Consider the following 26,189-nt stretch of genomic DNA (forward strand, 5'->3'; position numbering starts at 1 on the left):
CTACCTGCCGGTGATCTCCGCCTCGCCTGTTCAGCGGCGAACGGCGTCACCGGTCAGACGTCGCGGCCTCCTACCGCAGGGTCACCCCTGCGGATGGTCGACGCACGCCCACGGCGCGCCACTGTCGGAGATGCGACAGCTGACGGGTCCGGTGCGGCCCGACCGGTCGGGAACGGTCAGCGCAGTGCGGGCGCGGAGCCGACCGCCTGCTTGAGGCACGCGTCGACGTCCGTCACGTGGTACACCCGCTCCGTCGCCTCGATCCCGTCGAGGAACATCGCGTACACGGCCGCCATCCGCAGCGCCGCGACCGGCCGCAGCAGCTCGACGGCCCGCTCCGGCTCGCACCCCGGCACGGCGGCCCGCCACCGCGCGCACCACTCGGACAGCACCGGAGCGGCGGCGTCGGCGGGCAGCCCCTCGGTCAGCCGCAGCACGTCGAACGCCGGGTGTCCCACGAACGCGTCACCCCAGTCGATGACGACGTTCCGCCCCTCGCAGCCGCGCACGTTGCCGGGGTGCAGGTCCCCGTGCACCAGCGTCTCCGGCAGCCCGCATCCGCCCACCTCGTCGAGCCGCGCCGCCAGCCCCGCCAGCAGGGGCGCCACCGACGAGGTGTCGTGGCCGGCGAGCCGGTCCCGGATCCAGCCGGCGAGGCGAGGGGCGCGCAGGTCCGGCACGCCCGCCGCCACCAGCTCCGCCACATCCGGGACCGACCGCACCTGCACCGGGTGGAAGTCGGCCGCCATGGTCAGCCGCTCCTCGATGGGCGCCCCGTAGCGGTCCTCGCCCGGCACGTGGTCGAGCAGCATCCGGCCGTCGCCGTCGTCGGCGAGCAGCGTCGAGGTCTTCCCCGGCGCCGCGCGGCCGAGCCAGCGCAGCACGGCGGCCTCGTGCCGGAAGAACACCGGCACCTGCTTCAGCCAGGCCGTGCCGCCGGGCCCGTCGAGCCGCCAGACCGCCGACAGGTTCCAGGTGCGCTGCTGGGTGACGGTCTCGACCGGCCGGCCGAGCCGCCGCAGCTCCCCCGTCGCCCACGCCAGGCTGCGCGCCGGGCCGCCCGGTTCGGCGTACGGGGCGCGCAGCGGGTCCGCCGACAGCTCCATCTTCGCCGGGGCGAGCGGCGTGGCGGGCGGCTCGTCGACCTGTCCGAGGTACGTCACCGCGCCGCCGACGGTGCCGGTGTCGTCCCCGCCGAGCAGGCGCAGGACGACGACCTCGACGCCGTACCGTCGGCGGGCCTCGGCCACGACGGGGGCGACCTCCTGCCACCACGGCGACGGCACGTCGAAGGGTGGCAGGGCACCCAGCGGGGTGCCGGCGGCGTCGACCAGGGCGAGGGTAACGGTGCGGTGGGACACGCCGGCACGCTACCGGCGCTCGGCGAGCCCGTGCGACTTGTTAACACCCCACGTCGCGCCGGCCGCCGGGGCATGCCGTGGGCGAGCTGTTGGCCGGTACTTTCCGAACGTGTCCCGACGACGACGTGAGTTTGTGTGACCTGGACGGGTGCCGACCAGTCTCCACGTAGGTACGAGGATGTCTCGTGAAGGCGAGGTTGTGAGCGTGACCGATCACGCGTACCCGATCAGGACCGACATGTCGACGGTGGTGGACGCCGCGCGTCGGGGCGACCAGGCGGCGTTGGACGCGCTCGTCTCGCACTACCTGCCGCTCGTCTACAACATCGTGGGCCGGGCACTGAACCGGTCGGCGGATGTCGACGACGTCGTGCAGAACACGATGTTGAGCGTCGTGCGAGGGCTGGCGGGCGTGCGCGACCCGCGGCTCTTCCGCTCGTGGCTGGTGGCCGTCACCATGAACGAGGTCCGCGCCTCCCGTCAGCACCAGCGCGCCACGCCGGCGCCGCCGGAGGACATCGACAGTGTGATCGACCCGGGTTCCGACTTCGAGGACCTGACCCTGACCCGGCTCCGCCTTTCCGACCAACGCCGCGAGGTCGCCCTGGCCACGCGCTGGCTGGACGACGACCACCGCCACCTGCTGTCCCTGTGGTGGCTGGTCGAGGCCGGTCACCTCTCCCGCGCCGACCTGGTCGACGCCCTGGGACTGGAGCCGCACCACGTGACCGTCCGCGTGGCCCGGATGAAGGCGCAGCTGGACACCGCTCGGTTGGTGGTGCGGGCCCTGGCCGCCCGGCCCGGCTGCGCGGGCCTGCTCGACACGGCCGCCGACTGGGACGGCCGGCCGGCGCCGGTGTGGCGTAAGCGGTTGGCGCGGCACATCCGGACCTGCGCGTACTGCCCGGACGCCACGTCGGACCTGGTCCCGGCCGAGCGGCTGCTGGCCGGCCTGGCGCTCACGCCGATCCCGGTCGCTCTCGCCTCGCACGTCACGCAGCGGATGCGTGCCGCCGCCGGCGCGTCGCGGGGTGCCGCGGAGGCGGGCGCGCACGCGAAGACCGCCGGGTTGCTGGGGCAGGCACTGTCCCTGCCCAAGGCCCTGGTCGGCGTCCTCGCGGCCGTCGCCGTGGTCGGCGGCGGAGGCTTCATCGTCTCCGGCTACTCCGCCGAGCCGAGCCGGCGGCCGGCGGGCGCGACGGGCGCGCAGTCGTCGACCGCGATCACCGTGCCCGCCGCCGAGCCGACCGGGCCCGCGCCCGCGTCGCCCTCCCCGACGGCGCTCGACAGGTCGCCGACCCCCTCACGATCGAGCCCCGCCGCCACGAAGTCGCCGACGCCGAGCAGGTCGCCGAGGACCAAGTCGCCGACGCCGACGAAGTCACCGACCCGGGCCGCCGCCACGTCCACCGGCGTGTCCGCGGCGGAGCAGCGGCTGCTGGTGCTGCTCAACGAGCGGCGCCGCGCGCTCGGGCTGCCCGAGGTGAGGCTGCGCACGACGGAGCATCGCGCCGCGGAGTCCTGCGTGAAGCGGAACCTGGACGCCGGCACCTTCGAGCACTGCGGCCACGAGGTCCTGTGGGCGTCCTCGGGCAACTCCTCACCCGAGCAGATGATCGAGGCGTGGTTCAACAGCCCCGGGCACAGGACCGCGCTGACCTACGCCAGCTCCCGCTACGCCGGCCCCGCCATCGTCTGGAACGGCACCCGCCAGATCGCCGCCATCAACATCGACTACTGAGGCTCTCGCAAGAGCGAGGCTTCCGCACGCGCAGGGCGCCGCAGCGCCGACGGCGCGACCGGCCCGACGCCAACCCGGCGCCGGGCCGGTCGGCTCAGTTCGCCGCCTCCGTCGTGCTCGGCACGGAATGACTCCCACATCCGCAGCGGGCGTCCGGACATACACCGTCTTGCATCGAGGCCATAGGCTCTCACCGACGGTGCCGGTAACCTCACCGGGAGACATCATGGTCCAGGGCGCAGCGGCCGACGACACACAGCCGGAGCAGCAGCCGGAGCACCCTCCGCAGGCGCAGGCGCAGGCGCAGGCGCCCCCGCCGCCGGCGCACGGCAGCCCAGCGACGGGTCCGGCGCCGGCTCAGCCCGGCCCACCGGCCATCCCGCCGCCCGCCCAGGTCGGCCCGCCGCCGGTTCCGCCGCCCGCCCAGGTCGGCCCGCCGCCGGTTCCGCCACCCGCGCACACCGGCCCGCCGCTGCCGCCGCCGTCCCCCGCCGCCGGGACGGCCGTGCCGCCGCAGTACCGGCCGGGGGTCACGCCGGGGCAGCCGTGGGCGGGCGCGCCGGGACAGCCGTGGGCGGGCGCGCCGCTGCGCACCACCACGCCCCCGCCGTACCCGGACTGTCCGCCTGCGCCACCGCGGCCGCGCCGCAACCACACCCCGCTCTTCCTCGGCCTCGGCGGCGGCGCCCTCGCGCTGCTGCTGGTCTGCGCCCTGCTCGGCGTCTTCCTGGTCCGCACCGTCGGCGACGACCCCGACGCGCCGCCGCCCCTCGACCCGCACGTCGCACGGCAGGTCGCGGCGGCCGGCGACCTGGCCGCCGCGGCGGTCACGGTGGCGGGCGTGCCCGGCGCCCGCTACACCGGCTGGTTCACCGACGACGACGGCGACCGGGTCACCGTCGACGCGCGGGTCACCGCCGAGGGCTCGACGCTGGCGCAGCTCGGCGTGAACGGCCACCGCCTCCAGGCGCTGGACACCGGGGAACGCACCTTCGTCAGGGCCCCCGCCGCCTACTGGCGGAGCACGGGCGTACGGGCCGACGTCGTCACCGAGTACGGCCGGCAGTGGGTGCAGGTCGCCGACGACCACTTCGGCCTCGACCTCGGCGACTCGCTGGCCCCGTCGACCCTGGCCGACGTGCTGGCGGGCGAAGGCGTCACCGACCTGCCGGTGCCCGGCGCCACCACGACGATCGACGGCGTGCCGGTGCAGGTCATCGACGCGGGTGGGCTGACGGTCCACGTGACCACCACCGAGCCACGGCAGGTCGTCCGGGTGGCGGCACGGGCGGGCAGCGGCCCGACGGTCACCGGCACCCGCAACGACGACGGGTCGGGCGGCGTACGGCTGATCGCCCGGGGCGCGCGGGCCGACGGCGAGTTCGAGTTCGGCTTCGCCCGCCTCACCCCGGAGGAGGTCGAGGAGTTCTTCCGCACCCTGGCCACGCGCGTGCAGGAGCTGCGCAACTCGGTCGACTCCCAGGTCAGGTTCACCCTCGACGGGGCGATCACCCTCGCACCGTGCACGGTCAACGGATGCCGCGCCAACGTGACGGTGTCGAACCGGGTGGTGTCGAGTTCGCCGTACCTGTCGGTCAACCGGCCGGTCAACGCGTCCATCACCACCTCGATGACGCTGGACGGCCGCCCGATCGCCACCTGCACCACCACGAAGAGCATGCGGCCCAACGGCAGCGTCACCACGTCCTGCTTCGCCCGCTACCGCATCCCCCCGTCGCGCAACCCCAGGGTCCACACGGTCCGCGCCCAGGCGTCGACGGTGGCCCGGGCGCTCGTCCAGGCCGACATCAAGGCGCTCGCCGACGACCTGGCCAAGGAACTCGCCCGCAACCGGCGGCATCGCGCCACGCCGACACCCACCCCGGCCGGCACCGCGCCGAACGCCCCGAGCGGCACCGCCCAGCCGCAGGCCACCCGCAGCGCGATGGTCTTCCCCACCGCGACGGCACCGAGCCTGACGCCGGCGCAGCAGCAGGCGAAGGCCCGGGTGGAGCAGCTCGCGAGGCAGGCCTGCCGGGAGGTCGCCCGGCAGCCGCACCACACGGCCGCCACCTGGGGCACGGCCGTACACAAGCGGTTCGCCGAACTCGTCGAGGCCGAGGGCGGCAACCTGCACAGCGAGGTCTCCTACCTGCGGGGGCGCATCGCGCCGATGCGCTACAACCCGTACTTCGGGCGCATGGTCTGGCCCGCCGGCAGCGCACGCGCCGACGTCGTGGTGGGCGCCGACCCGCTGCGGCCCGAGTTCTTCCTCGACCTGAAGACCGGCGACGAGGGGCTCAAGCAGGACTGGTACGACAAGCTCCACCGCAACCTGCCGGCGCAGTACCGCAACCGTCAGCTACCGGTGTTCGAGGTACGGTGCTGACCGATGGACACTCGGGTGTGGATCGAGGCGCTGCGGCGCCACGTTGTCCCGGCGCTGGGCGAGCGGTGGGAGCTGGCCGGCGACTCGCTCGTCCGCGCGCCGGTCGGCTGGACGGCCGCGCGGGTCGTGCCGCAGCCGTCGGCGTACGGGTCGGCGTTCTTCCTGCACGCGCAGGTGCAGCTGCTGGCCGAGCCGGAACCGGAGAGCTACACGTGCGGCTTCCGGCTGGGCCGTTGGGAGGCGCCCGCCACGCCGGCCGGATACTCGTCGGTCGCCGCGCAGGTGGTCGACGCGGTCGTCGCCCGCGCCGTGCCGTTCTTCGACCGGTACGCCACCCTCGACGGCTACCTGTCGCACCTGCGGGAGCGGTTGGCCGAGCTCGACCCGGGGCAGGAGTGGATCGACGTGCTGCTCGACGAGGAACTGGCGTACGCCAGTCTGCTGCTGGGCGACCTGCCGGCCGCCGAGGTGGCCGCCGGATACGCCGAGCGCGCCGCCGAGCAGAACCGTCGTGACCCGCAGCCCCTCGACTGGGTCGAGGAGGCCGCCCGGCGGGTGACCAGGGTGGTCGCGGTGGCGCGCCGCGACCCCGGCGAGGCGCGTGAGATCCTCGCCGGTCACGCCCGGGCCAACGCCCGCCAGCTGCGGCTGACCGGCCCGGCGACACCCGACCTGGGCCGGTAGCCACCGGCCGAACCGCCGGGTCCGGAGGCCGCTGGCTGCGGCCCGGCACGGCCGACTCTGGAGGTACGACGATGGAGCAGCGGATCAGCCTCGTCACGCTCGGCGTCGCCGACGTGGCCCGGGCCCACGCCTTCTACGAGCGGCTCGGCTGGCGCGGCCAGGAGGTCGAGGAGACCGTCTTCTTCCAGGCCGGCGGCCTGGCGCTGGTGCTGTGGGGGCGCGACAGGCTGGCCGCCGACGCCGGTATGGTCGACGGGCACGGGTTCGGCGGGATGACGCTGGCGCAGAACGTCCGCTCCCGGGGCGAGGTCGACGAGGTGCTGGCGGTGGCGGTCGAGGCCGGGGCGACGCTGACGCAGCCGGCGCGGGAGACGTTCTACGGCGGCTACGCCGGCTGCTTCGCCGACCCCGACGGGCACGTCTGGGAGATCGCCTGGAACCCGGGCTTCCCCCTCGCCGACGACGGCACGCTCACCGTCCCGGACTTCACCGCACACTGAGTGAGTGGCCGCGAAGGAGGCTCAGGGGCGTGCGTCGAACTGGGCGCGGGCCTCGAAGACCCGGTCCATGTGCGACTCCGCCCAACTCTTGATCCCGACCAGGACCGGAAACAGCTCGTGGCCGAGCGGGGTGAGTTCGTAGTCGACGCGGACCGGCACCGAGGCCGTGACCGTGCGGGCGACCAGGCCGTCGCGCTCCAGCGTACGCAGGGTCTGGGTGAGCATCTTCTGGCTGACGCCGGCGATGCGGCCGGCGAGTTCGCCGTGCCGCTGCGGGCCGTCGGCGAGGGCCGGGATCACCAGTGCGACCCACTTGTCGGTGAGCCTGCTCAGCAGCTCGCGGGTCGGGCACTGTTCCAGGAACGCGTCGTAGTCGCGTTTGGCCTGGTCGCGGCGCTGTGCCGCGGTGGTCGTCGCCATCCCTGCTCCTCCACCGGTGCCCTAGGCACTTCACGGTACCTACTTACTGACGGTGCCCGCTGATTCCTACGGTCATGGTGATCACGAGAATTCACGAGGGGGACAGCGATGCGCGCAGTCAGCTATGCACAGTTCGGCGGCCCGGAGGTTCTGCACGTGGCCGACGTGCCGGTGCCCGAGCCCGGGCCGGGGCAGGTACGGGTGAGGGTCGCCGCCTCCGTCGTCCACCCGGTCGACCTGATGGTCCGCTCCGGTCGGTTTCCGGCCCCGCTGCCGACCGGCCTGCCGTACACGCCGGGCTGGGACGTGGCCGGCACCGTCGACGCGGTCGACCCGGCGTTCGAGCGGTTCGCCATCGGCGACGAGGTCGTCGGCTTCTCGCCGTGGCTGCAGACCACGGTCGGCGCCCACGCGGAGTACGTGGTGCTCGACGCGGCCTGGCTGACCACCGCGCCCGCCGGCGTCCCCGCCACCGAGGCGGCGACCCTGCCGACCAACGGCCTCGCCGCCGCCCAGGCCCTCGACCTGCTCGCGCTCCCGGCCGGTTCCACCGTGCTCGTCACCGGCGCCGCCGGGCAGGTCGGCGGGTTCGTGCTGGCGCTGGCCCGCGCGGCCGGCCTGCACGCCACGGGACTGGCCGGCCCCGACGACCGTGCGTTCGTGGAGTCGTTGGGCGCGGCATTCGTGTCGCGCGCCGACGGCCCGACGGGGACGTTCGACGCGGTCGTCGACCTGGCGGTGATCGGCCCCTCGCTGCTGGACCTCGTCCGCGACGGCGGCGGCTACGTGGCCGCGTCGCCTCCGCTTCGCCCGGAGCCGGTGCGGAACGTCCGGACCTTCGCGCTTGAGGTGCAGCCGGACGGGGCGCGGCTGGCTGAACTGGTCACGCTCGTCACCAGCGGCGACATCCCGCTTCGCGTCGCCGGCGTGCACCCCTTCGCCGACGCCGCGGCCGCGCACGACCGGCTGGCCCGGGGCGGCGTCCGCGGCGGTGTGGTGATCGTCCCCTGACCGCCGGCCGCACCTGCGCCGCCGCCGTCGACTGACCCGAAAGGAACAGCAGCCATGCCCAGCTTCGAGATCTACCCGATCGGTACGGTCCGCAACGACAGGACGGACGCCCAGCACAGCGACCATTGGGGCGACGTCCGCAGCACGATCGTCGTCGACGAGCGCTTCGGCGACGCCTGCCTGCAGGGGCTGGAGGGCTTCTCCCACGTCGACGTGCTGTTCGTCTTCGACCAGTTTCCGGAGCACGACGACTACCGGGAGCCCCGCCCGAACCGCGGCCGCGCCGACCTCCCGCCCGTCGGCGTCTTCGCCGGCCGTGGTCCCCGCCGACCCAACCGCATCGGGGTGACGTGCTGCGCGATCGAGTCCGTGCGCGGCCGCGAACTGACGGTGGTCGGCCTCGACGCGATCTCGGGCACCCCCGTCATCGACCTGAAGCCGACGATGACCGAGTTCCTGCCGCAGAACGTCCGGCAGCCGGAATGGGTCGGCCGCCTGATGTCGGAGTACTTCCAGCCCTGAGTCGCACGGCGAACTGCACGGTCCGGCCCCCGACCGCCTCCATGTCCTCGCCACCCTGCCCCGCGGGGTCGGCGGCGGGTCAGGAGGCGGTCGCCCGGCGGGGGTACGCCTCGGCCTCCCGCGCCCACTGCTCCGCCGCCAGCGCGAGGGCGTCGGCGGAGACGGTGAGCGTCAGCGGGTACACCGCGCTGAGCGGCTGCCGCCGCATCCACGGGGGCAGCGACTCGTAGGAGAACTCGACGGTCAGCGCCAGCCGGCGGCGCCGCAGCACCCGGCTGCGGAAGGCCAGGTTCGGCTCGATGAAGCGCGCCACCGCCAGCGGCTCCGCCGGGTCGCCGGTCGTCTCGGCCTGCTGCCGCAGCCAGCCCGCCAGCGCGTACGCCTCCGACACCGTGAGGCAGGGCGTGAAGTGCGACCACGCCTGGCCGTCGGCGGTGCGGGCATCGGTCTCGATGAGCAGCCAGTCGTCCCAGTCCGCCGCCTCGTCCGGGTCGTCGGGCGGCTCGACCCCGGGCTGGTAGCCCACCGGCCGGATCCTCACCCGGGCGCCGTCGTCGGAGCGGATCTCCATGGTCCCATCATGGCCGAACCGCACGCCCGGGCGGGCGGATGTCGCGCAGGTCAGAGGCGTTCCCCGGGTCAGCGCACCGGGTCGTGGGTGCCGCACGGCACGTCGGGGCGGCAGCGGCGCAGCCGGGCGGCGGCCATCCGCCCACCGATGGCCAACCCGTGCCGTTCGACGGCGGCCAGCCCGTACGCGCTGCACGTCGGGGTGTAGCGGCACCGCCCCGGCCAGCGGTGCGACAGCCAGCGCCGGTAGCCGAGGATCGCGGCCCGCCCGGCCCGGTCCAGCAGCGGCGTACGCCCGGCGGGGTCCACCAACGACGCGCGCCCGGCGGCGGCCGACGCCCGGCGGGGCGCCACGAGGCGGGCGCAGAGCGCGCCGAGGGTGAGCAGGGTGGAGAAGAGGCCCAGGTCGCAGCAGGGCACGTCGCAGTCGAGCGAGCTGCACCCGTCGCAGTGGTCGCGCTTCTTCTTCTTGCGGTGCCGGTCGTGCTTGAGGTTGATCACGGGAACATGATGCGACGGCCGCGCCACCCCTGAACGCCGGGGCGACGCCGGGGCGGCGGACCGGGGGCCGACGCGGCCTGTTGCGGATGGCGGACGGCCTCGACGGCGACCGGGGCGACGGCTGGACCTGGGACCTACCGCCGGGGAAGGTCAGCCCCACACGGTGCGGCGCACTCCGTCGTGCTCGGCGCAGGCGTCGCGCCGCCCGCCGGTCAGGCTGACCGAGCCGTCGCGGCACTGCACGAGGTAGCCCCGGCCGGCCCAGAACTCGGGCACGCAGTCGAAGAAGTCGCAGACCTCGGCGGCCGGCCTGCGGACGCGGTCGCCGCCGCAGAAGTCGTACCCCATCGGGTTGGCGGGGGCGCCGCAGCGCCGCTGCCGCGCGGGCGTCGGCGCGGGTGAGTCGGTGGCGCGGCGCGGCGCGGAGGCGGCCGTTGCCCTGGGCCCGGCGGGCGGCGCGGCCGGCGGGGCCACGGTGGCGCTCGGCGCGGGGGTGGCCGCGACGGCGACCTCGGAGCCGGTCGGGCCCGGGTCGGTGTCGAGCAGCGCGGCCGGCACCAGCAGGGCGATGCCGGCGGCGACGGCCACGGTGCGCCGGCCGCCCGGCACGAGCGCGAAGGGACGGGCCTGGCCGGGCGTGGCGATCACCGGCCGGAACGGCTTGAGCTGCGCGTGCTCGGCGATCGCCTCGTCGAGCTGGTCGAGCACCGCGCCGCGCTGCTCGATGGCGTCGGCGAAGGCCAGGGTCAGCTTGAACCGGAAGTCGGCGGCCACGTCGACGGGGAGCATCAGCCCGGAGGTGCGTCGCCGGTCCAGCACCTGCATCAGGGTGACCGGCGCGTGCGGGTCGTGCGCCAGGCCGGTCATCCTTCCGTACGCCCAGTCGCGCCGGCCGCGCCCACCGAGCAGCACCAGCCGGCGGTTGGTGATCACCGCCATGCCGGCGTCGGTGACGCGGATCCCGTCGGGCCTGCGGGCGCGCAGCGGGGCGGACTCCGGGGCGACCGTCAGGTCCGGCGCGGGCAGCACGGTGGTGTGCCGGACCTCCACCAGTTGCGCGGCCGGCAGCACCCAGAAGACCACCTCGTCGGGCGCCAGCTCCAGGGGCAGTCCCGCGCCCGCGGCGGCCGAGCCCTGGAACTCCTCGGCGAGGGTACGCAGCCGGCGCAGCTCGTCGTCGCGCCGTCGCCAGGCCTTCTCGGCGCTGCGGAACACCCGCCGACGCCGTTCGTTCTGCCGGTGCGCCCACCGGTACCGCCACGTGGAACCCGTCGAATCAGTCCTTGCCATGCCGACTCCTTCGCCGCGCAGGCCACCAACCGGGGTGTCACAGTCCTCAACGGTGACAACGGTCGGGGGAGACACGACGCAACGGGGCAAAATGGCCGATCGGCGGACCAAATCGGACGATAGGCGGGTTTCGCCGGGCCGACCCGTGCCCGTCGGGCGTGTCGCCCGGGCGGGCCCGGCCGAGGCGCGAACCGCCGTCGGCCCCGGTCGGGCCCGGCGGGCGCACTGCCCACAGGGGCCGCGCGAGGCGGTGCGGTGCGGTGCGGCGGCGCGCCGGCCGGGTCGGGTGGCCCGGCCGGCGCGCCGGCAGGTGGCGGGTCAGTGGCGGTGGCGGGTCAGTGGCGGCCCTCCCCGACCCGGTAGGTGCGCAGGTTCGGGTCGGCCTTGATCTGCGCCTCCGTGTACTTGATGGTGTCCCAGCCCTTGCCGGAGTAGAGCCGGGTCTGGTCGGCGTACCAGGGGGAGTTCGGGTTGCTCGACTGCGAGTAGGTGAGGATCTGCCGCCCCGACGGGCCGTTCGGGCCGAGCTCGATCGCCATCACGAACGACGAGCCGTGCACCACCTTCGGGTAGCCGACGCCGGGCACCAGCGGACCGATGATCATGTTGAACACGCCGGGCTCGGGGCGTCCGCCGTGGATCGGGATGCGCCGCTCGCCCCGCGGCTCGGACTGGACGTCGCCCAGCCGGGCGTCGAGCGGGATACCGGCGAGCCGGCGCACCGCGTCGGCGAGCGCCGTGCGTACGCGGGGGTCGGCGGTGTCCAGCCGGCTCGGGGTGCGCACCGGGTCACCGGCGTCGAACGCGTCGGCGAAGCGGATGCCGCCGGACAGGGCGAACTCGGTGAACAGGTGCGCGCCCCGGCTGTCGAGGTCGACGCGCAGGTCCCAACCCTTCAGCGCCGCGCAGGCGTCGCGCAGGTCGACGGTCGTCCCGTCCGAGGCGGTCGCGGTGGGGTGCGCGGCGCAGACCGCCACGAGGTCGTCGCGGACCAGTTCGCCGCCGTACGCGCGGTTGCCGAAGAGAATCTGCCAGAGCCGTGCCGTGGTGAACTTCCGCCCCGGCAGCCCGTCGGTGCCGGCGAGCCGCTCCCGCACCTGCTCCACGCCGAGCCGGGTACGCAGGCTGCGCTCGGTGCGCTCGTTGCCGATGATGCGCGGGTAGCCCTCCAGCGGCGCCTCCGGGTTGGCCAGCCAGTGGCTGTCGTTGGAGTTGGCCACGTAGTCGGCGCGGAACTGGATCGGCAGCTTCGCCGGGCCGAGGATGCCGGGCACCGCCGCGTCGGGGTCCCGGCCGAGCGCGCACGCCGACCGGGAGCCGTCGAGGACGGCCTGGCCGCTGGTGGCGTAGAGCGGCTGGAACGGCGCGGGGATGCAGGCGGCGGCCAGCTCGTCGGTGACCCGGGGCACCACCGAGTGGTCGGCGTAGAGGGCCTCGCCGCGCGCGTCGGAGGCGATCACGTTGACCCAGGGCAGGAACTGACGCCGGTCGAGGATCTGCTTCAGCTCGCGGACGGTCTTCGCCCGGCCCATCTGGAGCCAGCCGTCGAACGCGCGGTTGTTGGTGGCGTTGACGTCGGTGATCGCGTACGCGGCGGTGGTGGTCCAGTCGAACGTGCCGGGGACCACGACCACCGGGCCGAAGTGGGTGTCGTGGAAGGTGCGGCTGACCGGCGCCGTGCCGCCGCCCGGGGCGGGCACCTGGACGGTGACCGTGCGGGTGGTCATCTTCCGGGCCCGGCCGTCCACGTAGTACGAGGTCGGGTCGCCGGGGACCAGCGCCAGCCGGTGCCAGACGAAGCGGCGGGCGGTGGAGACGGTGTGGCTCCAGGCGACGGTGCGGTTGTGCCCGATCTCGATGATCGGGTCGCCGATCAGCGCCGCGCCCTCCACGTCGTAGCGGCCCGGCACCTTCAGGTGCATCCGGTAGAAGCGCTCCGCGCCCTCCCACGGGAAGTGCGGGTTGGCCAGCAGCATCCCGCCGCCGTGCGTGGTCGCCTGCGCGCCCAGCCCGTACGCGTTGCTGCCCACTCCGGCGGGCGCGCCGTCGCGGGCGGCGACCACCGCCGCGGCGCCCGGCGCGTCCAGCACACCGGCCGGGCCGGTGGCCGTCGGCGGCGCGGCGGCGACGATCCCGTCGAGCACCGCGCGCGAGCCCGCCCGGACCATGCTGGCCCAGCTCGCGCGCCACAGGTCCAGTTCGGTCAGCGGGCGCACCCACGACTTGCCCCGGCAGGCCGGGTCGGTGAGGTTCGCCGCGCCGGTGCGGCGCAGGTAGTTGTTGTAGCCGGCGACGAAGCCGCGGATCTGGTCGCGCACCTCGTTCGACGGGGAGCGCACGCCGTCGCGGGGCCCCTGCAGCAGCCGCTCGGCGGTGCCGTCGTCGATCGCCTTGCGGTAGAACAGGTCGCTGCGCACGTTGGCGTCGGTCGGGCCGGTCACGCCGAAGAAACGGGACCGCTCCCCGCTGACCGTGACGACCTTCTCCGCGATGACGCAGATGTTGTCCTCGGCCTGTGCGTAGCCGACGCCGAAGCCGAGGGAGGCGAAGTCGCGGGCGGTGATGTGCGGGACGCCGTACGACGCCCGCCGGATCTCCGCCGAGTAGCCGCCGTCGCGGTGCTGTGCGGCGGCCGGCGGGACGCCGGTGACCACCGTGGTGACGACCGTGGCGAGTGCGGTGACCACCGCGCCGGTCGGCTTCAACCTCATCGTGTCTTCCTCCCCGTCGTGAACGTGCAGGACATTCACACTGATGGGCATTCTCGTGCCGGGCGGGGGCGCCGGGGAAGACCTGACCGGGAAACGGGTTGTTCCCCCTACGGGCCGTCCGGTTGCTGGGTAACGTCGGCGGCACCCAGGGTCAGCGAGGGGGTGGGGCCGGTGCGCGACCCGCTCCGTGCCGTCGTGGTCGGCGTCGACATCGGCACCACCAGCACCAAGGCCGTCGCGTACGACGTCGGCGGCAACCAGCTCGTGCACCACTCGGTCGGCTACCCGCTCGACGAACCCCACCCCGGCTACGCCGAACAGGATCCGCACCTCATCCACGCGGCGGTGCTGGAGTCGGTCCGTACGGTCGTGACGGAGCTGGGCCGGCAGGTCGACGGCCTGGCGTTCAGCACCGCGATGCACAGCCTGATCGGGCTCGACAACCACGGCACCCCGCTCACCCCGTCGGTCACCTGGGCCGACTCGCGGGCCAGCCGGCAGGCCGAGCGGCTGCGCGGCATCCCCTCCGGCCTGGCCCTGCACCACCGCACCGGCACCCCGGTCCACCCGATGGCGCCGCTGCCCAAGCTGCTCTGGTTCGCCGAGCAGGAGCCGCAGCTCTTCGGGCGCGTCGCCCACTGGGTCAGCATCAAGGACTGGATCCTGCTGCGGCTCTGCGACGCGCTGGTGACCGACCACTCGGTCGCGTCCGCGACCGGCCTGCTGGACATCCGCCAGCTCTCCTGGGATCCCGAGGCGCTGGGCATCGCCGGGATCACCGAGGAGCAGCTGCCCGAGCTGGTGTCCACCACCACCGTGCTGCCCGGCCTCACCGCCGAGGCCGCCGCGGCGACCGGGCTGCCGCCGGGCACGAAGGTGGTCGTCGGCGCGGGCGACGGCCCGCTGGCCAACCTCGGGCTCGGCGCGGTCGCCCCCGGAGTGATGGCCTGCTCGATCGGCACCAGCGGCGCGATGCGGGTGATGGTCGAACGCCCGGGCGTCGACCCGCTCGGCGGGGTGTTCTGCTACGCGCTGACCGAGCGGCGTTGGGTCGTCGGCGGCGCGATCAACAACGGCGGCGTCGTGCTGGACTGGGCCGGCGAGGCGCTCGCCCCGGAGCTGGGCGAGGACGCCGAGGAGGAACTGCTGGCCCTGGCCGCCGAGGCGCCGGTCGGCTCCGGCGGCCTGATCATGCTGCCGTACCTGCTCAGCGAGCGGGCGCCACACTGGAACGCGCTGCCGCGCGGCGCGTACGTGGGGCTGACCCACGTGCACCGCCGCGCGCACCTGGTGCGGGCCGCCCTGGAGGGCGTCTGCCAGCAGTTGGCGCTGGTGCTGGCCTCGGTGCGGGCCGCCGGCAACGAGGTGCGGGAGATCCGGGCCAGCGGCGGGTTCGCCCGCAGCCCGCTGTGGCGGCAGATGCTCGCCGACGTGCTCGGCATGCCGGTGCGCTTCCCCACCGGCCGCGAGGGCTCCAGCTTCGGGGCGGCGCTGCTCGGCATGCAGGCGCTGGGGCTGGTCGCCTCGATCGACGTCGCCGCCGACCTGGTGCACATCGGGGAGACGGCCCGCCCCGAGCCGGCCGCCGCCGCCACGTACGCCGCCCTGCTGCCGCTCTTCTCCGAGCTGTACGGCGCGCTGGTCCCCACGTTCACCTCGCTGCGCCGGCTCGCCCCGGGCCTGCCGCCGGGACCGGCGTAGCGACCGCCCGGTCCTCCGGGGCGTGCCGGCGGCCCGGCCGGATCCCCGTGGCCGTGGCGTTGCCGGCCGCCTACCGGTACCCGCCGCGACGCCGCCGGGGCCGGTGAGGCGGCCTCAGGCCGGCGGCTGCCCGCTGGCCGCCGGGACGGCGGTTCCCGGGGCGGCGTCCGCGTCGAGCAGGCGGCGGGCGGCGGCGCGGGCCTCGCGGGCGGCCCCGACGTCGCCGGTGATGGCGGCGGTGACCATCGCGCCGTTGGCCAGCAGGGCGAGCTGCGCGGCGAGCGCCGGCGGCCCGCCGGCCTCCGCGACGAGTGCCGCGAGGTGGTCGGCGAAGGCCCGTTTGTGGGTACGCACGATGTCGACCACGTTGGGCGAGGTGCCGCCCAGCTCGGCGAACGAGTTGATGAAGGCGCACCCCCGGTAGTCGGGCTCGTCGAACCAGTCGCGCAGGTAGTCGAAGACCGCCAGGACGCGCTCCGTCGGGGTCGGCCGCGCCGAGGTGTACGCCGCCAGCGCGTCGCGGACGGCCCGGTCGCGGCGGCGCAGCACCGCCTCCACCAGGTGCTCCTTCGAGGGGAAGAGCTGGTAGGTGCGCTTGAGCGAGACGCCGGAGGCGGCCCGGATCGCGTCCATCCCGACGGCCTGGATGCCGCGTTCGTAGAAGAGCGCGTCGGCCGCGTCGAGCAGTCGCGCCTCGGCCGTGGTGTGGTCCATGTCAAAGCCCCTTGCCTGGAGAACCATCGTTCTCCTACGGTATCAACCGAGCCGGAGAACGATCGTTCTCCCGATGCCGAGGAGCGTGCCCGTGTCCCCGTTCGCCACCCGTCACCACATGGTCTCCGTCGCCGGCCAGCAGATCTTCTACCGGGAGGCCGGCGATCCCTCCCGTCCCACCCTGGTGCTGCTGCACGGCTTCCCCACCAGCTCGCACATGTTCCGGAACCTGATCCCGGCGCTGGCCGACGAATACCACCTCGTCGCCCCCGACCACGTCGGGTTCGGCAACTCCTCCGCCCCGCCGGTCGACGGGTTCGACTACAGCTTCGAGCGGCTCACCGGGATCACCCTCGGCCTGCTCGACACCCTGGGCATCGACCGCTTCGCGCTCTACGTGCACGACTACGGCGCCCCCATCGGCCTGCGCATCGCCAGCCGGCACCCGGAGCGGGTCACCGCGCTGGTCACCCAGAGCGGAAACGCCTACACCGAGGGCTTCACCCCGTTCTGGGACGTGCTCTTCGCGCACGCCAAGGACCGGGCGACCCACGAGCCGGAGGTCCGCAGGCTGCTGGAGGTCGAGGCCACCCGCTGGCAGTACACGCACGGCGTGCCGGCGGACCGGCTGGACCGCGTCGCCCCGGAGACCTGGCGACTCGACCAGGCGGGCCTCGACCGGCCGGGCAACTCCGAGATCCAGCTCCAGCTCTTCTGGGACTACCAGTTCAACCTCGACGTCTACCCCGACTTCCAGCGCTACCTGCGCGAGCACCGGCCGCCGACCCTGGTCACCTGGGGCCGCCACGACGAGATCTTCGGCGCCGCCGGAGCCGAGGCGTACGCCCGGGACGTGCCCGACGCCGAGATCCACCTGCTGGACACCGGCCACTTCGCGCTGGAGACCCACGGCGACGAGATCGCCGGGCTGATCCGCGACTTCCTGCGGCGGGTCGGCCAGGCATGACCTCGACCGCCCCCGCCCGCCGGCGCTCGGCCGGCGGGCCGGGGGCACCTCGACGGAGGTGACCTGCGGACGGCGTACGGGCCGAACCCTCAGGCGCGGCTGATCGCGTTGGCGTGGATGGCCTCGCTCAGGTACGCGGCCATCCCCGGCCTGATCCTCTCGAAGTACGAGGTGAACCGCTCGTCCGCCACGTACATGTCGGCCAACCCGGTGTGGATCTCGTAGGAGCACTCGTAGAACCAGCGGCTGATGATCTGCCGGTGCTCCTCGGCGAGGTCCATCGCGGCCGGGCTGTCGGCCGGCGCCCCGGACGACATCACCTCGGCGAACCGCCGCCCCCAGTCCTCGTTCTCCGCCTTGTTCCGCAGCCAGTCGTCCTTGGTGTAGCGGGACACGCGCCGGTTCGACTCCCGGTACGCCTCGCTGCCGCCCCACCGCTGCTCGGCCTCCTCGGCGTGCGCCTCCGGGTCGAAGTCGCCGAAGACCTCGAAGCGCTCCTGCGGGGTCAGTGAGATGTTCAACTTGCTCGCCTCCATCGCGAACTCGATCGCCGTGACCATCTCCTGGAGCTTCTTGATCCGTACGGTCAGCAGCTCGTGCTGGCGGCGCAGGTGCGCCGCCGGGTCACTCGCCGGGTCGTCGAGGATCGCGGCGATCTCCTCCAACGGGAACCCCAGCTCCCGGTAGTAGCGGACGTGCTGCAGCCGCTCCAGGTCGGCGTCGTCGTAGCGCCGGTAGCCCGTGCTGCTGCGACCGCTGGGCGAGAGCAGCCCGATCTCGTCGTAGTGGTGCAGCGTCCGCACGGTCACCCCGGCCGCCTTCGCGACCTGTCCCACCGTGTAGGCCATCGTTCCCTCCTTCCGGGAACCAGCCTCTCGCCTGCCGTTACGTGAGGGTCAAGGCCGATTCTGACGCGCCCGGAGGCGGCCGACGGGCAGGTCAGGCCGGGGGCGGCGGCGGGGCCTGCCGGTAGAGGCTGACCAGGACGCCGTAGCGGGGCTCGTCCTCGCCCGCGTCCTGCGCGCCCTCTACCAGGTCGCTGAGCGCGGCGGCGAGCCGGTCGGCCTGGGCCGCGGTGAGGCGCAGGTGGCGCAGGTGCAGCAGCGGCTCACCGGGCGCCGCGGAGACCTCCTCGGCGACCGCGCCGAGCAACGCGGCGGTCGCGGCGGAGTGCCCGGGCGCGACCCGCACGCGTCGGGCGCCGCGCTGGTAGTACTGCTCGGTGCCGCCGCGGACCTGGCGGCTGTGGGCGACGCGGACCATGTCGGCGTCGCGCAGCACCTTGAGGTGGTGGGCCACGTTGCCCTTGGCCGCGCCGAGCGTCGCCGCGAGCTGGCTGATGGTGGCGGGGCGCTGCCCGAGCGCGAAGAGCAGCCGCTGCCGCAGCGGGTGCCCGAGCGCCTTGAACTGCGCGGGGGTGGTGACCTCCAGCAGGTCGTCGGGGGGCCGCTCCGTGGGTGTCGGCGTCATGGACGAAAGTGTCTACGCCTCTTGACGCTTTGTCAAAGCGGCTGCTCTACTGCGCACATGACAACCCTCGACACACGGGACCGGCCGGCGACGCAGATCGAGATCGCCGACGTCGTCGAGCGCACGGCGCGGCTGGTCGACGAGCACTACGTCTTCCCCGACGTCGCGGCCCGACTCGCCGCGCTGCTGCGGGCCGACGTCGACCGGCACCGGCGGGCGGGGTCCTGGCCGGCGCTCGCCGGCACGCTCACCCGGGCCCTCCAGTCGGTCAACGGCGACCGGCACCTGGGGGTCAGGTTCCACGAGCAGCCGCTGCCGGAGGACTCCGGCGACCCGCTCGCCGACGACCTGCCGCGCATGGCCCGGGAGAGCCTGGGCGGCATCCACCGGGTGGAGCGGCTGCGCGGCAACGTCGGCCTGGTGCGGATCGAGCCCGCGCTGTTCGGGCCGGCGCTCGCCGGGGAGGCGATGACGGCGGCGCTGCGCCTCGTCGCCGACGCCGACGCCCTGATCCTCGACCTGCGCGAGACGATCGGCGGCGACCCGGAGATGGAGGCGCTGGTCTGCGGGCACCTCTTCGACCGGCCGACGCACCTCTACACGATGCGCCAGCGCCACCGGCCCGACCGCCAGTTCTGGAGCCCCGCGCCGTCGGCCGGCGCCCGCTTCGGCGGCGACCGACCGCTGGCCGTGCTGACCAGCGCGACGACGTTCTCCGGCGGCGAGTCGCTGGCCTACGCGCTCCAGCAGCACGGCCGCGCCACGGTCGTCGGGGAGCGCACCGGGGGCGGCGCCCACCCCCGGACCGGCTTCCCGGTCCATGCGCACCTGCACCTCTCCGTGCCGGTCGCCAGCCCGGTCAACCCGGTCTCCGGCACCAACTGGGAGGGCACCGGTGTGGTGCCCGACGTCGAGGTGCCCGCAGCCGAGGCGCTCGACGCCGCGGCGGCGGTGGTCGCCGACCCGGCGGGCGGGGGAAGGGGTCGGACGGTGCTGTCGAGCTGAATCGTCTGCGACATCAGCGCGACCACCGGGGCGCAGCGGCACCCAGGGCCGGCGACGACACCCGGGCCGGCCCGCGGTGAATCGTCTGCGACATCAGCGCGACCTCCGGGGCACAGCGGCACCCAGGGCCGGCGACGACACCCGGGCCGGCCCGCGGTGATTCGTCTGCGACATCACCTCGAAAGGCGCTGCGGGACACATCCGCCCGTCCGGCCCGACGAATGTCGGGAACCGGTTGATCGTCAGTCGGTCAGGCCCACTCCTCGGCGGGGTCGCCGTCCGATTCGGCCGCAAGGGCCGTCACCGTCGGGTCGCCGGCGCCCACGCCCGCTCCGAGGCCGGCGCCCACGCCCGCTCCGGGGCCGGCGGACGCGCCCGCTTCGAGGCCGGCGGACGCGGGTGTCGGGCCGGAGACGGGCGAAGCCGGGACCGGCGGGCCGCCGTGCGTCCACGGCGTCTCCTCGACGGCCGGAAAGGCCCCCGCCGGCATGAACGCATCCGACAGGGTGGTGTAGCAGAGCCGCTCCCCCACCTCCGGCACGCTGCCCGGCGGCGCGGTCAGCCCCCGCCCCATGCCGCCGGAGAGCTCCAGCACCACCTCGGTCCTGCCGTCCGCCGGGGTCACGAAGACCACCCTGGCCTTCTGCGCCAGCCGGGTCGGCGAGTGGAGCGTCGCGCCGATCGGCACCAGCACCGGCTCGGTGGTCACCACCTGGACGCGGGGCCGCAGCACCGGTCGCTTGCCGGTGTCGTCCACCCGCTTCGGGTCGGCCAGGGTCACCTCGCCGACGAACGCCTCGCCGGTCAGCCGGTGCTCCGCCATCACGAGCGGGTCGTCGTAGGCGCGCTGGACGGCGTACGAGGTCTGGGCGCGTTCCAGCCGGTGCAGCCGCTGGGCGGCGGCCACCGCCCCGTCGCGGCGGGGCTGCGGCGCGCCGCCGGCGTCGACGTGCTCGGCGTAGCCGGTGAAGGCGTCCTTGTCGCCGTCCCACCGGCCCGCCACCCGGGCGCCGGGCGGCAGGCCGCGCAGCAGCCCCACGCCGCGCCACATCAGCTCCCAGGTGGGCGCGAGCTGGCCGCGCAGCAACCGTTCCAGCTCCGCGTACGCCTCGGCGCGCGCCACCGGGTCGTCCTCGGCGGCGGCGTACGCGGCGATGGCCGGAGCGAGCCGGTGGTTGTCGAAGTCGGGGTCGGTGGCCGGGCCGGCGGGCGGGCAGACGGCGGGATCCTCGGCCCGGGCCGCCGCCTCGGCCCCGGTGAGCCCGGCCGGCGGGTCGATCCAGCCCGTCAGCGCCGGCAGGTGCAGATCCTCCACCGGGCTCTGCCCGGTCGCCCAGTGCAGCGTGAGCGCGTCGGTCATCGCCACCAGCGCCGACGAGCCGGGGTGCTCGGCCCGCTCGGCGAAGAAGGTCAGCCAGCGCCCGAGCACCGGCACCGACGGGTGCACCGGGTACTCGCCGTCGGGGCGGCGGAAGCGGGTGGAGCGGCCGAGCAGTCGCAGGAAGGTCACCCCGGCCGGGTTCGGCACGAGAAGCTGCGGGGCGTCGACGTAGCGGTACCGCACGTCCCTGCCCCGGTCGACGGGCACCGCCTCGGCGACGCCCCGGAACCCGTCGAGGTAGGGCAGCACGGCGGCGGCCAGTTCCGCGGCGAAGGCGAACCGCTGGTCGCGGTTGCGGGGTTGCGGCACGATCAGCAGCCGCCCCGCGTCCGGCGCGTCGCCGACCAGCGCCGCCAGCGGGGCGTTCGCCTCGCCGGCCATCGCCAGCGGCACCAGCACCAGCGGGCGCTCGGCCAGGTGCAGGTGCCGGACGGTCGCCACCGGCTGGGCCACCCCGGCGGCGAGCGCCTGGGCCCGGGCGAGCGCGCGAAGCGTACTCATGCGGACGCCCCGGCGAGGGCGTCGGCGCGCAGCCGGGCGGCGGCCCGCAGCAGCGCGGCGGCCTGCTCCTGCTCGGGGGTCGGGGCGCGTTCGCCGGCGGCCAGCGCCAGCGCCTCGCCGACGTCCGCGATTCCGCCCAGCGCCTCCCGGACCGGCCGGCCCAGCGCCCCGGTGTGGCCGCGCGCCTCGTGCCGGCAGAAGTACGCCAGCTCGCACGCCGCCAGGCACTCGGGCGCGTAGCGGGCCTCCACCCGCGACAGCGCGGCCAGCAGCGTCGCCGGCTCGGCGGCCACGTCGGCGGTGAAGTCCTCGGGCACGGCGGCCAGCAGCGCGTCGAGCCGCGCCATCCGGTCCAGCTGGCGGCGCAGCACCAGCAGTTGCTTGCGCACGTCGACCAGGCTGGCCAGGGGCTGGTTGGCGAAGTCCCGGGGGCAGACCAGCACCACGTCGTGCGAGACGAGTTCCGGGTCGCGGCCGGCGGCGGCGAGCAGCTCGCGCAGGGCCAGCACGTAGACGGCGGACTGGATCGCGGCGGCGGACACCTTGGCGGGGTCGGCCTGGCCGTCGACGACCGGGAACGACTTGACCTCCACCACGTGGAACCGGCCGGCGAGCCGCGCGGCGACCAGGTCGGGCTCCAGGTGCACCCGGCGGCCGGCGACGTCCAGCCCGAGCAGCGGGTGGTCGAACAGGGCCGCGTCCGCCCCGTCGCCCGGCGCGGCGGCGGCCAGCAGCTCGGCGGAGCGCCGCTGGCGGGCGGCCATGTCGTCGTCGGGGCCGTCGCCGAGGTCCGTCCAGGTCGCCGCCGCCGGCACCGGTACGCCCAGCCGCTCGGCGACCAGCCGCAACAGCTCCGCCCCGCCGTCGGCCTTGACCTGCGCCTCGAACGCGTTGCCCCGGGTGATGGCGAAGCGGGACTGCCCGAAGCGGGCGGGGAAGCCGATCCGCTCGGCCAGCTTCGGCTTGTCCACCCCCGCGCCGTCCAGCACGGCCCGCCGGGTGCAGCCCGGGTTGCCGGTCAGGGCGGCGATGGTGCGGGCGTTGTGCCGCCTGGGCGGCACGCCACCACGGATCGCGGCCAGTCGCTCCTCGGTGCTCGTCACGATCCGCCACGATAGGCGGTCCCCACGACGGTTGCCGGGCGCAGCCCCGGCCGGTCGGCGCCCGGCGACGTCCGCGCGCCGGGTACGGGCCGTGCGGGACCGGCGTCAGGACGAGCCGAGGAGGACGCCGAAGACACCGCAGCAGAGCAGCCCGAAAATGGCGAGCGTGACCAGCAGGATGCTGTAGTTGGACCAGAGCCCGAACCTCGTCACGTCGGTGCCGTGCCCGTCGTGGACGCGGTTGCGCCACCCGCCGAAGCGGAACGACAGGTGGTGCGCCGCGCCGGGCTGGACGGCCAGCGAGGTGGTGATCAGCGGGACGCCCATGAAGTCGGTGTAGCGGACGTCGTGCTGCCCGGGCGCGACCACCATGTACCAGGTGCCCTCGCCGGGGATCGACACCGTCTGGCCGTCGATCTTGAACTTGCTGGTGGTCGGGGCGGGCACGATGTACGGGCCGCGGTTCACCGTGACGGCGAGCACCGCGTACCCCGGCGGGGGCGCGATCGGGTGGGGGTGGACCAGTGGCGTCACCGCGCCGGGCACGGGCGGGTACGGCGGATGAGGGGGATACGACACCCTCACATGTTCACACGCGCCCGCACCCCCGCCGGATCGGCGGAGGTCACAGTGCGGTCACCGCTCGGCGGAGCGGTTCCGGGGCGAGCGGGGCAGGGCGGTGCCGGCCAGCGGCCGACGGTCGCGGCGGCGACGCCGACAGCCCGGGGTGCACGGCGGCCGGGAGACGGTGTGCACGGGCGCCGGGGCGGGCGCGGCCGGCTGCCGGCCGATCAGCCAGCAGAGGAAGCGGGCCACCGGTGGCTCAGCCGACCGGGAGGCGCTCGGCCTCGGACCGGGAGATGTCGTACTGGGCGCCGCAGAAGGTGCACTGCTGCACGTAGCGGGTGCGGATCGGGATGATCGGGACGAAGAAGAGGCTGAACCTCGTCGACCGCCGGGTGATGACCTGTGCGGCGTGGTTGCCGCAGTTGCGGCAGACCTGCTGCACCACGCCCGACCGGCTGACCTTGGTGCGGAGCCCGAAGATGAAGAACATCGCCCGGCAGTACCCGCTGCGGGCCCCGCAATCACCCCCCGACCCGCGTCAGGGGCGGAAATTTCCGGCGCGGGCGGCCGACAGCTCCCGCAGGAACGCCAGCCCCTCGACGGCGAGGGCGTCGGGGCCGGTGGCGAGCGGCCGCCACACGGACATCGGCACGGCCAGGGCCGGCGCGGTGAACGACTCGATGCTCACCTGGCCGGCATAGCCGATGTCGGCCAGGGCGTCGAGCATCGCCGGCCAGTCGAGGTGGTCCCCGCCCGGCGCGCCCCGGTCGTTGCCGCAGACCTGCACGTGCGCCAGGCGGTCACCGGCCGCCCGGATCGCGGCCGGCAGGTCGCGTTCCTCGATGTTCATGTGGAACGTGTCCAGCGCGAGGCCCAGCCCGACGATCCCGTCGACCGCCTCCAGCGCCTGCTCGACGGTGTTGACCAGGCTGGTCTCGAAGCGGTTGAGCGGTTCCAGGGCGATCGTCACGCCCCGCTCGGCGGCCTCGTCGGCCAGCGGGCGGAGCCGGTCGCGGAGGCGGGCGACGGCGGCGCGGCGCGCGTCCGCGTCGAGCAGCCAGGTGCGCCCGGCCGGGGCGTAGAGCGGGCCCGCGACCACGGCGGCGCCCACCCGGCCCGCCAGCGCCACGCAGTGCCGCACGAAGTCGGTCGTACGCCGCACCACCTCGCCGTCGTCGGCGAGCAGGTCGTGCTCGGGCAGCAGGCCGGCACAGACCGCGGGGGCCAGGCCCAGCCCGGCGAGCAGGCCCCCGGCCGACGCCGCGTCCCAGTCGCCGGGCGCCTGCACGGGCAGCTCGACGGCGTCGAAGCCCCACGCCCTGATCCGCGGGGCGAGCCGGGCCAGCGCGTCGTCGGTCAGCGGCGCGACCCACGCCCACGTGTTGATGCCGATCCTCATCGCCGCCCGCGCCTCCCCGCCGCAGTTCGCCGACCGGCTCACCGCCGGGCGGCTCGGCGACCAGCCGCCGAGATCCGTCGACTGTAGAGGATCATGCGCGGCTCGGACGGGCCCGGTCGGGGACGGCGGTGCCCGGCCCGCCGGGGCCGGGCACCGCCTACGCGACGGTCAGGTCGTCGCCGATGCGGCCTGCGGCTCCAGGCCGGGCACCTCCGACGGGAGCCAGATCGGCTGCCAGTCCTTCATCTCGTGGTAGCGGCGCAGCTCCGCCAGCCCGGAGACCGACCCGGCCCAGGCCCCGTACGGCGGGTTCTGCTCGTCGAAGCCGGACTGCACGAAGGTCAGCTTCGTCCTGCCCTGCGACTCGGCCAGCTCCCAGGTGCTGACGCCCGTGGGCCCCCAGTCCACCGACAGCTTCCGGCCGGGCTCCAGGTCGACGATCTTGGCCGCGAAGCCGGACTCGAGCCCGCCCATGGCGTAGCGCCCGCCGACCCAGGGCTCGATGCCGATCGGGTAGCCGAACCAGGCGGTGGCCTGCTCGGAGTCGGTCAGCGACTCGAACACCTTCGCCGCCGGCGCGTCGATGAGTATTTCGCCGCGCAGGTCGGCGGAGGTGAAGTCGACCTTCGGCAGCAGCGGCTGGCCCTCCAGGTGGGCGGCCAGGTTGGCGATCGACAGGCTCCAGTAGGTCTGGAGCACGCCCCGGATGGAGCTGCCGCTCATCGCCTCGGCGAAGTCGAAGTGGCTCTGGGTCAGGGTCAGCACGGTGGAGTCGGGGCTCTCCGCGCGCAGGGCGAACTCGGTGGTGGTCTCGACCCCGTCGAGCAGCCAGGCGAAGCGCAGCGTGTCGTCGTCGACGTGCAGCAGCCGCTGGTGCGGCGCGTCGCCCTCGGGGGTGTGGCGGCCCCAGAACTCGTACCGGTGCGGCAGCTCGACCTCGGCGTGCTCGGCGAGCCAGACGCGCAGCTCGGCCGGGTCGGTCAGGGCGCGGCGGACGGCCTCGACCGGCGCGGCGAGGCGGGCGGGCAGCTTCATCGGTTCAGTCACGGTCTTTCCCCTTCGGATAGCAGGCCACGGCGAGCTTGAAGGCGTCGCCCTCGGCGCCCCCGTAGCGCGTGAACAGGTCCTGCAGAGTGCTCTGCAGGTCGTGCAGGAACTGCTGGCGCTGCTCGGCCGGCACCCGGATCTCGCCGGCCACCCCGATCGAGGGAAGCTCGGGGGCGGCGCGGTCCAGCCCGGCGATGTCGGCCTGGACCTCCTCCATGAGGTCGAGCAGGTAGCCGAGGCTCAGCTCGTCGCGGGCCCGACGCAGGCCGATCCGGCCGACCAGTCGGGGCGAGAGCCAGTAGGACCGGGCGGCGGCCTGGTAGATGCCCTCGCTGATGCCCCGGACCTTGCGCTCGCTGACCTGCTCGACCAGCCCGGCGGCGACGAGCTGCTTGACGTGGTAGTAGACGCGCTGCGGCGTCTGCTCCAGCCGGGCGGCGACCTCGGTGCAGGTGCGCGGCTCGGCCAGTTGCCGCAGCACCTCGACGCGCTGCGGCTTGAGCAGGGCTTCGGCCTGCTCGATCTGCTCCAGGTACAGGACATCTCTCATGGCAAAATCAGTTTGTACGTAAAAAATTTGTTTGTCAATAGCCTCGACGACAGCCGCGCCGAGGGACGGCGCGGCTGTCGGGGC

General features: G+C 74.8%; 25 protein-coding genes. 9 read left to right on the top strand and 16 right to left on the bottom strand.

Going from position 1 to position 26,189, the window contains the following annotated elements; translation table 11 throughout:
• Positions 1-176: 176 nt before the first annotated feature.
• The gene (locus GA0070606_RS10685) at positions 177-1,361 is read right to left on the bottom strand and encodes a phosphotransferase family protein (RefSeq protein WP_091097284.1); all 1,185 of its coding nucleotides are present in this window, start codon (positions 1,359-1,361) and stop codon (positions 177-179) included.
• A gap of 205 nt (positions 1,362-1,566) precedes the next feature.
• Here GA0070606_RS10685 and GA0070606_RS10690 point away from each other — a divergent pair, with 205 nt between their 5' ends.
• The 4 genes from GA0070606_RS10690 to GA0070606_RS10705 all read left to right on the top strand — a co-directional run bounded on the left by GA0070606_RS10690 (position 1,567) and on the right by GA0070606_RS10705 (position 6,675).
• Positions 1,567-3,102 carry a sigma-70 family RNA polymerase sigma factor gene (locus GA0070606_RS10690; protein ID WP_091107566.1) on the top strand — a complete coding sequence of 512 codons (1,536 nt, stop codon included), beginning with the start codon at positions 1,567-1,569 and terminating at the stop codon, positions 3,100-3,102.
• A 226-nt stretch (positions 3,103-3,328) separates the two neighbouring features.
• Entirely contained in the window at positions 3,329-5,491 is a 2,163-nt protein-coding gene (locus tag GA0070606_RS10695) for a hypothetical protein (protein WP_091097286.1), read from the top strand.
• A 3-nt stretch (positions 5,492-5,494) separates the two neighbouring features.
• Entirely contained in the window at positions 5,495-6,175 is a 681-nt protein-coding gene (locus GA0070606_RS10700) for a hypothetical protein (protein WP_141721638.1), read from the top strand.
• A gap of 71 nt (positions 6,176-6,246) precedes the next feature.
• Positions 6,247-6,675, top strand: a complete 429-nt coding sequence (locus tag GA0070606_RS10705; RefSeq protein WP_091097289.1) for a VOC family protein — start codon at positions 6,247-6,249, stop codon at positions 6,673-6,675.
• Between the two features lie 21 nt (positions 6,676-6,696).
• Here the strand turns inward: GA0070606_RS10705 and GA0070606_RS10710 are convergent, their stop codons facing one another.
• Positions 6,697-7,095, bottom strand: coding sequence for a winged helix-turn-helix transcriptional regulator (locus GA0070606_RS10710; RefSeq protein ID WP_091097292.1), 399 nt, complete (start codon positions 7,093-7,095; stop codon positions 6,697-6,699).
• 108 nt (positions 7,096-7,203) lie between these two features.
• Here GA0070606_RS10710 and GA0070606_RS10715 point away from each other — a divergent pair, with 108 nt between their 5' ends.
• A complete protein-coding gene (locus GA0070606_RS10715; protein WP_091097294.1) occupies positions 7,204-8,106 on the top strand; it encodes an NADP-dependent oxidoreductase in 903 nt (300 codons plus the stop codon).
• Between the two features lie 54 nt (positions 8,107-8,160).
• Positions 8,161-8,628 (top strand): SAM-dependent methyltransferase, encoded by a 468-nt coding sequence (locus GA0070606_RS10720; RefSeq protein ID WP_091097296.1) that lies wholly within the window; start codon positions 8,161-8,163, stop codon positions 8,626-8,628.
• Between the two features lie 79 nt (positions 8,629-8,707).
• Here the strand turns inward: GA0070606_RS10720 and GA0070606_RS10725 are convergent, their stop codons facing one another.
• The 4 genes from GA0070606_RS10725 to GA0070606_RS10740 all read right to left on the bottom strand — a co-directional run bounded on the left by GA0070606_RS10725 (position 8,708) and on the right by GA0070606_RS10740 (position 13,700).
• Positions 8,708-9,199: a WapI family immunity protein gene (locus GA0070606_RS10725; RefSeq protein WP_091097298.1), complete on the bottom strand. Its 492-nt coding sequence runs from the start codon at positions 9,197-9,199 to the stop codon at positions 8,708-8,710.
• A gap of 68 nt (positions 9,200-9,267) precedes the next feature.
• Positions 9,268-9,699, bottom strand: coding sequence for a membrane protein insertion efficiency factor YidD (yidD, locus tag GA0070606_RS10730; RefSeq protein ID WP_091097300.1), 432 nt, complete (start codon positions 9,697-9,699; stop codon positions 9,268-9,270).
• A gap of 150 nt (positions 9,700-9,849) precedes the next feature.
• On the bottom strand, positions 9,850-10,989 hold the full coding sequence (locus GA0070606_RS10735) for a hypothetical protein (RefSeq protein WP_091097302.1): 1,140 nt from the start codon (positions 10,987-10,989) through the stop codon (positions 9,850-9,852).
• A gap of 335 nt (positions 10,990-11,324) precedes the next feature.
• Positions 11,325-13,700, bottom strand: a complete 2,376-nt coding sequence (locus tag GA0070606_RS10740; RefSeq protein ID WP_091097304.1) for an acylase — start codon at positions 13,698-13,700, stop codon at positions 11,325-11,327.
• A 171-nt stretch (positions 13,701-13,871) separates the two neighbouring features.
• Between GA0070606_RS10740 and GA0070606_RS10745 the strand changes: the two genes are divergently transcribed.
• Positions 13,872-15,401: a gluconokinase gene (locus tag GA0070606_RS10745; RefSeq protein WP_091107568.1), complete on the top strand. Its 1,530-nt coding sequence runs from the start codon at positions 13,872-13,874 to the stop codon at positions 15,399-15,401.
• Between the two features lie 114 nt (positions 15,402-15,515).
• Here GA0070606_RS10745 and GA0070606_RS10750 read toward each other — a convergent pair whose 3' ends face one another.
• Positions 15,516-16,115, bottom strand: coding sequence for a TetR/AcrR family transcriptional regulator (locus GA0070606_RS10750; RefSeq protein WP_091097306.1), 600 nt, complete (start codon positions 16,113-16,115; stop codon positions 15,516-15,518).
• Positions 16,116-16,206: 91 nt separating this feature from the next.
• Here GA0070606_RS10750 and GA0070606_RS10755 point away from each other — a divergent pair, with 91 nt between their 5' ends.
• Positions 16,207-17,082, top strand: a complete 876-nt coding sequence (locus tag GA0070606_RS10755; RefSeq protein ID WP_091097308.1) for an alpha/beta fold hydrolase — start codon at positions 16,207-16,209, stop codon at positions 17,080-17,082.
• Positions 17,083-17,171: 89 nt separating this feature from the next.
• On the opposite strand, the gene GA0070606_RS10760 is transcribed toward GA0070606_RS10755, so the two are convergent.
• Positions 17,172-17,930 carry a MerR family transcriptional regulator gene (locus tag GA0070606_RS10760; RefSeq protein ID WP_091097309.1) on the bottom strand — a complete coding sequence of 253 codons (759 nt, stop codon included), beginning with the start codon at positions 17,928-17,930 and terminating at the stop codon, positions 17,172-17,174.
• A 91-nt stretch (positions 17,931-18,021) separates the two neighbouring features.
• On the bottom strand, positions 18,022-18,552 hold the full coding sequence (locus tag GA0070606_RS10765) for an ArsR/SmtB family transcription factor (RefSeq protein ID WP_091097311.1): 531 nt from the start codon (positions 18,550-18,552) through the stop codon (positions 18,022-18,024).
• Between the two features lie 57 nt (positions 18,553-18,609).
• Between GA0070606_RS10765 and GA0070606_RS10770 the strand changes: the two genes are divergently transcribed.
• Positions 18,610-19,557: a S41 family peptidase gene (locus GA0070606_RS10770; RefSeq protein WP_091097313.1), complete on the top strand. Its 948-nt coding sequence runs from the start codon at positions 18,610-18,612 to the stop codon at positions 19,555-19,557.
• A gap of 250 nt (positions 19,558-19,807) precedes the next feature.
• Here GA0070606_RS10770 and GA0070606_RS10775 read toward each other — a convergent pair whose 3' ends face one another.
• The 7 genes from GA0070606_RS10775 to GA0070606_RS10810 form a co-directional block, all read right to left on the bottom strand.
• Positions 19,808-21,439: a hypothetical protein gene (locus GA0070606_RS10775; protein ID WP_245724646.1), complete on the bottom strand. Its 1,632-nt coding sequence runs from the start codon at positions 21,437-21,439 to the stop codon at positions 19,808-19,810.
• A complete protein-coding gene (locus GA0070606_RS10780; protein ID WP_091097315.1) occupies positions 21,436-22,542 on the bottom strand; it encodes a hypothetical protein in 1,107 nt (368 codons plus the stop codon). The genes GA0070606_RS10775 and GA0070606_RS10780 overlap by 4 nt, the downstream gene beginning before the upstream one ends.
• A gap of 105 nt (positions 22,543-22,647) precedes the next feature.
• Positions 22,648-23,121: a hypothetical protein gene (locus GA0070606_RS10785; RefSeq protein ID WP_091107569.1), complete on the bottom strand. Its 474-nt coding sequence runs from the start codon at positions 23,119-23,121 to the stop codon at positions 22,648-22,650.
• A 244-nt stretch (positions 23,122-23,365) separates the two neighbouring features.
• Positions 23,366-23,599: a zinc-ribbon domain-containing protein gene (locus tag GA0070606_RS10795; RefSeq protein ID WP_091097319.1), complete on the bottom strand. Its 234-nt coding sequence runs from the start codon at positions 23,597-23,599 to the stop codon at positions 23,366-23,368.
• Positions 23,600-23,647: 48 nt separating this feature from the next.
• On the bottom strand, positions 23,648-24,508 hold the full coding sequence (locus GA0070606_RS10800) for a sugar phosphate isomerase/epimerase family protein (protein ID WP_091107571.1): 861 nt from the start codon (positions 24,506-24,508) through the stop codon (positions 23,648-23,650).
• A gap of 168 nt (positions 24,509-24,676) precedes the next feature.
• Positions 24,677-25,555 (bottom strand): SRPBCC family protein, encoded by an 879-nt coding sequence (locus GA0070606_RS10805; RefSeq protein ID WP_091097321.1) that lies wholly within the window; start codon positions 25,553-25,555, stop codon positions 24,677-24,679.
• Positions 25,548-26,105 (bottom strand): winged helix-turn-helix domain-containing protein, encoded by a 558-nt coding sequence (locus GA0070606_RS10810; protein ID WP_091097323.1) that lies wholly within the window; start codon positions 26,103-26,105, stop codon positions 25,548-25,550. The genes GA0070606_RS10805 and GA0070606_RS10810 overlap by 8 nt, the downstream gene beginning before the upstream one ends.
• Positions 26,106-26,189: the final 84 nt, after the last annotated feature.

The sequence above is a fragment of the Micromonospora citrea genome (genome assembly GCF_900090315.1).
GTDB classification, from domain to species: Bacteria; Actinomycetota; Actinomycetes; order Mycobacteriales; family Micromonosporaceae; genus Micromonospora; species Micromonospora citrea.

Coding starts and splice junctions, on each gene's coding strand:
- GA0070606_RS10695 (WP_091097286.1), top strand. CDS start 3,329: ATGGTCCAGGGCGCAGCGGCCGACGACACACAGCCGGAGCAGCAGCCG.
- GA0070606_RS10700 (WP_141721638.1), top strand. CDS start 5,495: ATGGACACTCGGGTGTGGATCGAGGCGCTGCGGCGCCACGTTGTCCCG.
- GA0070606_RS10705 (WP_091097289.1), top strand. CDS start 6,247: ATGGAGCAGCGGATCAGCCTCGTCACGCTCGGCGTCGCCGACGTGGCC.
- GA0070606_RS10710 (WP_091097292.1), bottom strand. CDS start 7,095: ATGGCGACGACCACCGCGGCACAGCGCCGCGACCAGGCCAAACGCGAC.
- GA0070606_RS10715 (WP_091097294.1), top strand. CDS start 7,204: ATGCGCGCAGTCAGCTATGCACAGTTCGGCGGCCCGGAGGTTCTGCAC.
- GA0070606_RS10720 (WP_091097296.1), top strand. CDS start 8,161: ATGCCCAGCTTCGAGATCTACCCGATCGGTACGGTCCGCAACGACAGG.
- GA0070606_RS10725 (WP_091097298.1), bottom strand. CDS start 9,199: ATGGAGATCCGCTCCGACGACGGCGCCCGGGTGAGGATCCGGCCGGTG.
- GA0070606_RS10735 (WP_091097302.1), bottom strand. CDS start 10,989: ATGGCAAGGACTGATTCGACGGGTTCCACGTGGCGGTACCGGTGGGCG.
- GA0070606_RS10740 (WP_091097304.1), bottom strand. CDS start 13,700: ATGAGGTTGAAGCCGACCGGCGCGGTGGTCACCGCACTCGCCACGGTC.
- GA0070606_RS10750 (WP_091097306.1), bottom strand. CDS start 16,115: ATGGACCACACCACGGCCGAGGCGCGACTGCTCGACGCGGCCGACGCG.
- GA0070606_RS10760 (WP_091097309.1), bottom strand. CDS start 17,930: ATGGCCTACACGGTGGGACAGGTCGCGAAGGCGGCCGGGGTGACCGTG.
- GA0070606_RS10765 (WP_091097311.1), bottom strand. CDS start 18,552: ATGACGCCGACACCCACGGAGCGGCCCCCCGACGACCTGCTGGAGGTC.
- GA0070606_RS10770 (WP_091097313.1), top strand. CDS start 18,610: ATGACAACCCTCGACACACGGGACCGGCCGGCGACGCAGATCGAGATC.
- GA0070606_RS10775 (WP_245724646.1), bottom strand. CDS start 21,439: ATGAGTACGCTTCGCGCGCTCGCCCGGGCCCAGGCGCTCGCCGCCGGG.
- GA0070606_RS10795 (WP_091097319.1), bottom strand. CDS start 23,599: ATGTTCTTCATCTTCGGGCTCCGCACCAAGGTCAGCCGGTCGGGCGTG.
- GA0070606_RS10800 (WP_091107571.1), bottom strand. CDS start 24,508: ATGAGGATCGGCATCAACACGTGGGCGTGGGTCGCGCCGCTGACCGAC.
- GA0070606_RS10810 (WP_091097323.1), bottom strand. CDS start 26,105: ATGAGAGATGTCCTGTACCTGGAGCAGATCGAGCAGGCCGAAGCCCTG.